The following is a 10,252-nucleotide window of genomic DNA, read 5'->3' as shown; positions in this document are numbered from 1 at the left end:
AGTGGTTAGAATTTCTAAAGTTGATTGGATGAATAAAAGACAGAAAAACAGAAAATTAAAATAAACAAGTTATGGAGGAGCTAAAAATGAATATTAGAGAAAGTGAACTTCCGGGTATTGGTTATAAGTTTCAAATCGTTACGAAAGGTAATGAAAAGATGGTAATTGTCATTCATGATGATGGTCGTAGAGAAATGTATCATTTTGATTCAGACCATGAAGAAAGCATCTCAAGTATTTCACTACGTGACTCAGAGGCAAGACAAATCGCTGCAATATTAGGTGGAATGGTATATAAGCCTAGGGCGTTAGAAAATGTTGAGATGGTTTTTGAAGGTTTAGCGATTGAGTGGTTCAAGGTGGAGAATACAGCTCCAGCAATCGGAAAAACAATTGGCGATCTTGAAATAAGAAAAACATATAGCGTAACAATAATCGCGGTTATGAAGAAGAACATGAAGAAGCTATTTAATCCAGGACCAGAAACAGTAATTGAAGAAGGAGATATGCTTGTAGTTTCAGGTGAGAGAGAAGAAATTAAAAAAATCATTAATGAATTACTTTCAAATAGGGGGGACTGATTAGATGGATACGTTAATTTTTGAAGTTGGTACAGCTTTAGTTTTAGTGGCAATTGCAGCAGTAATTGCTGGAAAATTTAAATTCTCAGTAATTCCTTTTCTAATCGTTCTTGGAATGTTAGTAGGACCGCATGCACCGACAATAGGTGTTATCGATCTCAAATTTATTGAAAGTGCAAGTGTAATTTCTTTCCTTGGACGGATTGGGGTTCTATTCCTTCTATTCTATCTAGGATTAGAATTTTCAATGAAAAAACTAATTAAATCTGGACGCTCTATTGCGATTGGCGGAACGATTTATATTTTAATTAACTTTTCACTTGGTTTGTTATACGGATTTATAATGGGATTCCCATTATTAGAAATCTTAATTATTGCGGGTATTATTACGATTTCTTCTAGCGCTATCGTTGCTAAAGTGTTAGTGGACTTAAGAAGAACTGGTAATAATGAAACCGAATTAATTTTAGGAATTATTATGTTTGAAGATATATTCCTTGCTGTATATTTATCAGTTGTTTCTGGTTTAGTACTTGGGGATCACGCTTCCTTCTTAGGTGCCCTTACTTCAATTGGAATTGCTTTAGGATATATGCTTCTATTCTTTATAGTAGCTAGAAAGGCTACGCCGTTATTAAATAAATTGCTCAATATTAGCTCAGATGAAGTCTTTATTATTGTAGTATTTGCTTCGTTATTCTTCATTGCTGGTTTTTCAGAAACAATTCACGTTGCAGAAGCAATTGGAGCACTTCTTCTAGGATTAGTTTTCTCTGAGACAGAGCATAGTGACCGAATTGAACATCTTGTTGTTCCATTTAGAGACTTTTTCGGAGCTATTTTCTTCTTCAGCTTCGGGTTAAGTATTGATCCGTTCTCATTAGGCGGAGCGATATGGTTAACGTTAGGTGCTGTCCTTCTTACGATAATCGGTAACTTTGTAGCAGGAATGATTGCAGGAAGACAAGCTGGATTATCTCATAAAGCATCAACAAATATCGGATTAACAATCGTTTCAAGAGGAGAGTTCTCCATCATTATGGCTAATATCGGTATCGCCGGTGGTTTAATGTCAGTACTGAAACCATTCTCAGCACTATACGTGCTTATACTATCCATTTTAGGCCCACTTCTGACAAAAGAGTCGAAGAATGTATATAAATTCTTAAATAAAATCTTTAAGTGGGATACGAAGACTAACTAAATTAAAAAAATAAAAGTACAAGATATTTCCTGCTTGTACTTTTATTTTGGTGATGAAAACAGTAAAGAGAGGTACATGATGTTAGGAGAGTTGATTCATTCGGTTTTAGTTTTTTTAGAAGGACTTGGTTATTGGGGAATTATGCTTGGATTAATGCTAGAGGTTATTCCAAGTGAAATCGTATTGTCTTATGCAGGCTATTTAGTATCAACAGGAAGCATTACATTTTGGGGCGCTGTCGCGTTCGGTACAATTGGTGGTGTAATTGCACAACTATTCATTTATTGGATTGGTCGATATGGAGGAAGACCTGTTCTTGAGCGATATGGAAAATATATTTTAATTCAGAAGAAACATATTGATTATGCTGAAGATTGGTTTAATCGTTATGGAACTGGCGTTATCTTTACCGCACGTTTTATTCCGGTTGTGCGTCATGCTATTTCGATACCAGCGGGTATTGCGAAAATGTCACATGCTAAGTTTATTACGCTAACTACATTAGCTGTTATTCCGTGGTCAATTGTGTTTGTATATTTAGGTTTTAAATTAGGAACAGAGTGGGAAAGTATTAATAAAGTTGCGGGGCCATATGTGAAATACTTTGCACTTGTTGCTATTGTTTGTGCAATTGGTTATTTTGTATTAAAAAAAATGATGAAAAAAAAGTGATTACAGAAAAGGAATCTATGTCGAAGTAGATTCCTTTTTATTGGCATTTTTTCAAGGATGAAAGAATACGTTTAATATTTACTATATTGTGGCATACATATAGAAAAAGGGTGCTTGGAAAGGGGAATAAAGAGAAATGGAACTCCAGTTTCAAAATGTATATCAACAGGTAGAGAATTGGTATGTGTTGGATTCGGAGCTTCCTTGGGATGTCAAAAAGTTGAGAGAGGATTTGTTTTCTCTTATTGAAGTATGTAAAACGCCCGTTATTTTTTGTGATACGTGTGATGCAAATGATGTGCTTCTATCATTAGGGGAAGAGGAAGAAGAGTTCCTATTCCCAGTAGGTGGTTTTTATCATAAAGAAAAGCAATTAATTTTCGTTTGTATGTGGGAAGAGTATGATCAAGTTCTCAAAACGCTACTGCATGAATTCCGCCATGCGATGCAGCATAAGAGAGATATATTGTATGTGGGAAGTGAACGGTACGAAGAGCGGTGGATTGAAAAAGATGCGAGGAAGTTCGCGGAGAGGAAATTGGATGAATATAAGAGTAGAAAGTTAATGTAAAGCATAGTGGAGAAATAGCGCTGTGCTTTTTATGCTTATTAAAAATAAGTATTTGACTTTTATTAAGTTTAGTTCTAAACTAATGATATGAAACGAGCGAGGTGATGAAATGAAAACAGAAGATAGACTAGGGCTACTATTATGGTTTCGTTTATCACGCTTTTATAATAAGAGTATTCGTGAGACGAATCAGCATTTGAAAAAATGGAATGTATCTGCCGCCCAGTTTGATGTGTTAGCTCAAGTTGGAGGACATGAACGTTTAACACAGCAAGAACTTGGAAATAAGCTATTTGTTACGAAAGGAAATGTAACGCAGCTTTTAAATAAAATGGAGCAGCTTGAGTGGATTTTTCGTGAACAAGAGGGTACTACGAAACATATTTCTTTAACAGAAAAGGGAAGAGCTTTATATGAGGAAATCGTCCCACCTCAAGAAACGTTCCAAGCAGAGAAGTTTCATAATTTAAATATAGAGGAACAAAAGCAATTATTAACACTACTAAAAAAGTTACAGTAAGAAAAAATTTTAAAATAAATCTCGAATTCGAGATAGTATGAGGTGAAGGATATGTTTAGAAAAATTGATCATAAAAATATGGGCAGAGCAAATCATGGTTGGTTAAATACACATTTTCATTTTTCTTTTGCCAATTACTATAATCCAAATAACATGAACTTCGGAGCGTTACGTGTTATTAATGATGATCTAGTAGCGGCGCAAACTGGTTTTGATATGCATCCACATCGTGATATGGAGATTATTTCTTACGTTGTAGATGGTGCTTTAACACATGAAGACAGCATGGGAAATCGCGGAACGATTGAGCGTGGACATGTTCAATATATGAGTGCTGGCACGGGTGTATTTCATAGCGAGCATAATTTAGGCGATGAAACGCTGCGTTTATTACAAATTTGGATTTTACCAGACCGTGCGGATCATAAACCAAACTATGGTGAGTTTAAATTTGATTGGAGCAAGCGCGAAAATGAATGGTTCCATATGGTATCTTCAGTAGAAGGAAATGCACCAATTCAAATTCACCAAGATGCGAATTTATACTCCTTATCATTAGAGGCTGGAAAAGAAATTCATTTTCCAGTGAAAGAAGGCCGTCAATTGTATCTTGTACAAATTGAAGGAAGCAGTGTAATCAATGGTGAAAATCTTGTTATGCGTGATGCAGCGGAAGCGGTAGAAGAAGATATTCATATTGAAGCAAAAGAGCAATCTCATTATTTAGCAATTGAATTGAAAAAACAATAAAAGGTTTATAGAAAAGAGGACATCCGATAGATGTCCTCTTTTTTTGATTGGAATTGTCTGAAAAATGTTTCTCAAATTTTCGGTAGAGGTATCAGCTGGGAAAATAAGAATTGTATAAAAGTGTCAAAAATCTTTATGGGAATGGGGAATGTTATAGTGAAAAAGCAAGTCATTTCATCAGCATTAGCGTTAACTGTTATCGCCGGGGGATTTGGAGCGTTTGGGGCAACGACAACGAAAGCGGAAGAACAAAAAATTCAATATCATCAAGAATTTAAAACACCTGCATACATAGGTGAAGAATGGAAAGCACCGGAAGGACTAGATAAAAAAGAGACGGTCTTTCAATACTTAGAGAGTAAGAAAGATATGTTTAAATTAGCAGGAAATATTGAAAAGCATTTTAATATCGTTGGGGAAGAAAAAGACGCTGAATCTGATACGACACATGTGAAGCTAGTTGAAAAACATAATAACATTCCTGTGTACGGTTCTGATCAAACTGTTACACTTGATAAAGAGAATAATGTAAAAGCATTCTTCGGACAAGTTATTCCGAATTTAGATGATAAAAATATTCCTGCAGCTGCAAGCATTACTGCGGAACAAGCAGAAACGATTGCAAAGGCAGATATTGAGAAAGAAATTGGTAAAGTAAAGAGTTATGACGGTGTGAAAAAAGATTTATTTGTATATGAAAAGGACGGTAATTACTACCTTGCATACTTAGTTAAGGCATCGATTTCAAAACCAGCTCCAGGATATTGGCATTATTTTGTTGATGCAACGAATGGAAATGTTATTGAGAAATATAACGCTGTAGATAACATTACTGGATTTGGTTACGGAGTATTAGGTGCTAGACAATCATTTGAAATTGCTCAAGATACGAAAACAGGACAATTCAACTTGTTTGATGGTAAACGAGGACAAGGTGTTCATACATTTGATGCAGAAAATATGGACGAGAACTGGTTTAATTTATTCTCACAATGGCTTGGATATACAGGAGAAGAAGTTGAAAGTAAATCTAAGTTCTTCGAAGATAAAGCTGCAGTTGATGCGCATGTAAATGCAGGAAAAGTATATGATTACTACAAAAAGACATTTAATCGTGACTCTTTCGATGATAAAGGTGCGAAGCTTATTTCAACTGTTCACGTAGGTACAGCTTGGAATAACGCAGCTTGGAATGGTGTGCAAATGATGTACGGTGATGGCGATGGAAAAACATTCATTCCATTATCTGCTGGACTTGATGTTATCGGTCACGAATTAACGCATGCTGTAACTGAACATACAGCAAACCTTGTTTACAAAAATGAGTCAGGGGCGTTAAATGAATCGTTATCTGATATTATGGGTGTTATGGTTGAGAAGAAGAGCTGGGATTTAGGTGCTGATATTTATACACCTGATAAACCTGGTGATGCGCTTCGTTCATTAAAAGATCCAGCGTCTATTCCAAACCCATTAAAACCAAGTGAAGGTTACCCAGATCACTATAGTAAACGTTATACTGGAACAGCTGATAATGGCGGCGTTCATATTAACAGTAGTATTAATAATAAAGCTGCTTATTTAGTTTCTGAAGGCGGAGATCATTACGGCGTGAAAGTAACTGGAGTGGGCCGTGAAGCGACAGAAAAAATTTACTACCGTGCGCTTACGAAATATTTAACTGCAAACTCTGACTTCAAAATGATGCGTCAAGCGGCACTTCAGTCAGCTGAAGATTTATACGGTAAAAACTCTAAAGCTGTACAAGCTGTAACGAAAGCTTATGATGCAGTAGGTGTAAAATAATAAGAGAAAAGACCTGACATCCTAGTCAGGTCTTTTCTTTATCCCGCTATCCGCAAATGATGAAATTTCCACTTTATTTAGTCGCGAATACCTAATGCGATTTTCGCCATACGTGACATACGTTCTTTCGACCACGGTGGATTCCAAACGACATTTACTTCTATTTCATTAACTTCAGGTACGTTTGTTGATAATACTTTTTTAACGTCTGATACGATTTGCCCAGCCATTGGACAACCGATAGAAGTCATAGTCATCGTAATGACAGCATTATTATTTTCATCTGCTGTAACGTCATACACTAATCCAAGATTAACGATATCAACACCTAGTTCAGGGTCAATAACAGCTTCTAAATTGGCAAGTAATTTATTTTCAAATGCTTCTTGTGACATAAGCAGCCCCTCCTACACTTTAATGATATCGATTCTCATTATAACGGAAATGAGCATAATGTGCAGGAAATGAGCTCAAAAAAATATCCCTCTTTCAAAGAAGGGATATTTTTGAACATCTATTCTGTTTTAAAATGAGATACGAGTTGATCTAACTCTTCAACTGTTTGTTTCATTTTTCTAGCAGTTACTGTCATTTCATTCATAACAATAACTTTCTGTTCAGCAGATTGCGCCGTTGCGGCAGTTTCGCTGGATACTTCAGTAGAGATAGAAGCGATGTTATTAAGTGAAGCATTCATTTCTTCAGCACTTGCAGCCATTTCTTCAGCAGTTGCTGATATATCTTGCATTTGAGTAGATACTTTATTTACTTGTTCCACAATTGTTGTGAAAGAAGTACCAGCTTCACGAATAACATTGATACCTTCAAATGCTTCAGAACGGCCTTGAGACATCATAGAGCTAGCAGTTTCTGTATCATTTTGAATTTGATGTAGTAATTGATTAATGTCTGTTGCAGCTGTTTTAGATTGTTCAGCAAGTTTTCGAACTTCGTCAGCTACGACAGCAAATCCTTTTCCGTGCTCGCCAGCACGAGCTGCCTCAATAGAAGCATTTAAAGCAAGTAAGTTTGTTTGCTCAGCAATATTAGAAATAGATTGTACAGCAGTATCAATATATTTCGTATGAGTGATTAGACGTTCAACCACTTCTGACGTAGCATTTACAGCTTCGTGTATTGTTGTCATTTGTGAAACAGATTTTTGGATAACGGTACTTCCATCGCTAGCATGTTCAGATGTGGCAACAGCAAGTTCCGCTACAGATGAAGCAGATTCAGCGATACGCTGAACACTTACTGCCATATCGTCCATTGCAGTTGAACTTTCTTCCATACTAGAAGTTTGTGATTGAATACTTGCATTTAAGTTGGACATCGAGCTTTGGACTCTTAATGTCGCCTCACGTGATGTATTCGTTTTTTCCAGCATATTTTCAGAAGCGGTTTGTACTTCCACTGATGTTTTTTGAACACGATTAATGATATGTTGTAGGTTTTCTAACATTTTATTAAATGATGTTGCGATAGCACCTATTTCATCGTTGCTATTTACTTGTAGACGTGCCGTTAAGTCACCTTCTTCAGAGGCTAATTCTTTTAGTTTTGTATCAATTTGTTGAATTGGTTTCACAAGTTTACCAGAGAACCACCATGCAAGAATAATTGCAACGACAATACAAATAACAAGTGATAGAAAGACTGCATATTCAATTCCTAGTGAAGATTGATCAATTTGTTCAATAGATTGTTCACGTAATTTAGCTTGTTCATTACTGTAATTTGTGAAGTCACCAATTACTTTATAGACCGTTCCGTTTTCTGAAGAAGCTACTTGTAAAGCTTCTTCCCATTTTTGTTCTTTTGCAAGAGTGAATACTTTTTCTTCAACGAACTTTCTCCAAGTAGACCCTAATTCCATTGTACTTTTTACGGATGAAGAAAGATTTGGATTAGAAAGAAGTTTATCTTTTGAATCCTCAAGACGTTTACTCATCTCATTAAACTTGTCTAATTCGACTTGATCATGTTGTAGTAAATAACCTCTTAAAGCAGATAGCTGTACTTGATAAGCGTCTCCACGTTCTTTCAATTCTGTTGCCAGTGGAGAAATTTCTTTTTGTAATGTTTCAGCTTTACGAGATTGGTCAATAGCAAAAAATAAAATAAAAGCTAAGGCGATGCCAAATAAAGCGCAAATCGTTCCCATCATGAATATAAGTTTTTTTCTGATACTTACAAAATTCATATAATTAAAAGCCTCCTTTGTGAAATCTTAGTATTAGAATTAATAAATGTAAAAAATTGAAAGAAAGCTTTACTCCAGTTGGAATAAAGCTTTCTTATTTCCTTTAGGAATTATAGCAGACGGAATGAGAGATAGAAAGAGATATTTTAAAGTGAAAAAGGAGAACCTGTAAAACTTTCTTTCCTATACCTTTGAGCTCGTGTCATTTTCACTTTAAGCGTTTGTTTTGAAATGAGAGATGAGAACTTCAAGTTCTTGTACGATTGTTTTCATTTCAGATGATTTGTTAGCCACGATACTCATTTTGTTTACTTGATCACCAGCTGAATGTGCTGTTTGTGATGTTTCTGCAGCAACTTCATTTGAAATAGAGGCGATATTATTTAAAGCTGCGTTCATTTCTTCAGAGCTTGCAGCCATCTCTTCAGCAGTTGCAGACATTTCTTGCATTTGCGTAGAGACTTTGTTAATGTGGTTAACAATTTCTGAGAATGAAGATCCGGCAGTACGAATAACAGTAATTCCTTCAGAAGCTTCTGCTTGACCTTGTGTCATCATGTCATTTGCTATTTTAGTATCGGCTTGAATTTGATGCAGTAAATGGTTAATGTCAGTTGCGGCTAGTTGAGATTGTTCAGCAAGTTTTCGAACTTCATCAGCAACAACAGCGAATCCTTTTCCATGTTCACCAGCACGAGCTGCTTCAATAGAAGCATTTAAAGCGAGTAAATTTGTTTGCTCGGCGATATTCGAAATAGATTGAAGTGCAGTATCGATATGATTTGTATGTGTAATGAGTCGCTCAACTACTTGTGATGTAGCGTTAACAGCTTCGTTAATTGTGTGCATTTGTGTAATAGATTTCTCAATGACTTTATTCCCATCATCTGCTTTTTCTGAAGTTGTGACAGCTAAACTAGTAACAGAAGAGGCGGACTCAGCGATACGCTGAACACTTGTTGCCATGTCATCCATTGCAGTTGAACTTTCTTCAATGCTAGAAACTTGTGAACGAATATTGTGTTCAAGAGCATTCATAGTTTCTTGGGTCCTTGCGGTATTTTCCATAGAAGCAGTCGTTTCGATAAATACATTTTCGGAAGCTTCTTTTACACTTGTTGATGTTTGTTGAACTTGTTTTATTATATGCTGTAAGTTAGTGAGCATTTGATTAAAGGAATTTGCAATGTCACCTATTTCATCTTTACTTGTTACGTGTAATCTAGCCGTTAAATCTCCATCTTGAGAAGCTAATTCTTTTAACTTCTCATCAATTTGTCGAATTGGTTTAACGAGTTTACCAGAGAACCACCATGCTAATAAAATAGACGTTAATGTACATGTAATGAGTGAGAAGAAAATAATATATTGAATAAGTGATGAAGAAGACTCGACGTCAGCAATTAATGCGTCACGTTTCTCATTCTCTTCATTTGTATATTTATTAAAACGATCTAAAAGATCATTTACATAATCTGTTTGTGCTAAAGCAATTTTTGATGCTTCGTCCCATTTTCCTTCACGAGCAAGAGGTAGTACCTCATTATCTATGACGCTACGCCATTTTCCCCCCATTAAAATAGCTTCTTTCATTCCTTCTGGGAGCTTCTTGTCACTTGTTACTTTCTCTCTAGTATCAGCTAATTTTTTCCCTTCTCGGTTGAACTTATCTAATCCTTTTTGATCATGTGATAGTAAATATTCTTGTAAACCAGCAACTTGTGCTTGGAACCAATCGCCACGTTCTTTTAAAATCGTCGCTCTTTTTGATACATCATTTTTTAACGTTTCGATTTCACTTGCTTGATTCATGGCGAATGAAAGAATAACTATAAGAGCAATGCTAAATAAAGAAGAAATGCTTAAGAGTGTGAACAGTAGTTTTTTTCGAATACTAACATATTTCATCGTTACCCCTACCCTCATTTAAACTGTTTATTAT

The 10,252-nt window shown here is 35.7% G+C and carries 10 protein-coding genes; 7 read left to right on the top strand and 3 right to left on the bottom strand.

The genetic code is table 11. The features are described 5' to 3' along the window. Nucleotides 1–86: 86 nt before the first annotated feature. From ACQGS6_RS17535 to ACQGS6_RS17505, 7 genes are all read left to right on the top strand, one after another. Nucleotides 87–581 (top strand): cation:proton antiporter regulatory subunit, encoded by a 495-nt coding sequence (locus ACQGS6_RS17535; RefSeq protein WP_001026075.1) that lies wholly within the window; start codon nucleotides 87–89, stop codon nucleotides 579–581. 4 nt (nucleotides 582–585) lie between these two features. Next, nucleotides 586–1,785, top strand: a complete 1,200-nt coding sequence (locus ACQGS6_RS17530) for a cation:proton antiporter (RefSeq protein WP_326318529.1) — start codon at nucleotides 586–588, stop codon at nucleotides 1,783–1,785. 78 nt (nucleotides 1,786–1,863) lie between these two features. Further along, nucleotides 1,864–2,457: a DedA family protein gene (locus tag ACQGS6_RS17525; RefSeq protein ID WP_000900221.1), complete on the top strand. Its 594-nt coding sequence runs from the start codon at nucleotides 1,864–1,866 to the stop codon at nucleotides 2,455–2,457. A gap of 136 nt (nucleotides 2,458–2,593) precedes the next feature. Then, entirely contained in the window at nucleotides 2,594–3,028 is a 435-nt protein-coding gene (locus ACQGS6_RS17520; protein ID WP_000422800.1) for a DUF3920 family protein, read from the top strand. Between the two features lie 109 nt (nucleotides 3,029–3,137). Beyond that, the gene (locus ACQGS6_RS17515; protein ID WP_000845481.1) at nucleotides 3,138–3,548 is read left to right on the top strand and encodes a MarR family winged helix-turn-helix transcriptional regulator; all 411 of its coding nucleotides are present in this window, start codon (nucleotides 3,138–3,140) and stop codon (nucleotides 3,546–3,548) included. Nucleotides 3,549–3,599: 51 nt separating this feature from the next. Beyond that, complete coding sequence (locus tag ACQGS6_RS17510) at nucleotides 3,600–4,298, top strand: pirin family protein (RefSeq protein ID WP_000488643.1); 699 nt, start codon at nucleotides 3,600–3,602, stop codon at nucleotides 4,296–4,298. Between the two features lie 156 nt (nucleotides 4,299–4,454). After that, nucleotides 4,455–6,104, top strand: coding sequence for a M4 family metallopeptidase (locus ACQGS6_RS17505; RefSeq protein ID WP_043308787.1), 1,650 nt, complete (start codon nucleotides 4,455–4,457; stop codon nucleotides 6,102–6,104). A 77-nt stretch (nucleotides 6,105–6,181) separates the two neighbouring features. Here ACQGS6_RS17505 and ACQGS6_RS17500 read toward each other — a convergent pair whose 3' ends face one another. From ACQGS6_RS17500 to ACQGS6_RS17490, 3 genes are all read right to left on the bottom strand, one after another. Beyond that, complete coding sequence (locus ACQGS6_RS17500; protein WP_000076422.1) at nucleotides 6,182–6,499, bottom strand: metal-sulfur cluster assembly factor; 318 nt, start codon at nucleotides 6,497–6,499, stop codon at nucleotides 6,182–6,184. A 119-nt stretch (nucleotides 6,500–6,618) separates the two neighbouring features. Then, complete coding sequence (locus ACQGS6_RS17495) at nucleotides 6,619–8,310, bottom strand: methyl-accepting chemotaxis protein (protein WP_001012188.1); 1,692 nt, start codon at nucleotides 8,308–8,310, stop codon at nucleotides 6,619–6,621. 213 nt (nucleotides 8,311–8,523) lie between these two features. Then, a complete protein-coding gene (locus tag ACQGS6_RS17490) occupies nucleotides 8,524–10,218 on the bottom strand; it encodes a methyl-accepting chemotaxis protein (protein WP_426965355.1) in 1,695 nt (564 codons plus the stop codon). Nucleotides 10,219–10,252 lie beyond the last annotated feature (34 nt).

Source organism: Bacillus sp. GMs2/2, from assembly GCF_050172095.1.
Taxonomy (GTDB): domain Bacteria; phylum Bacillota; class Bacilli; order Bacillales; family Bacillaceae_G; genus Bacillus_A; species Bacillus_A cereus.
The sequence above is the reverse complement of the archived record's forward strand: the minus strand, read 5'-3'. Positions and strand labels throughout refer to the sequence as shown.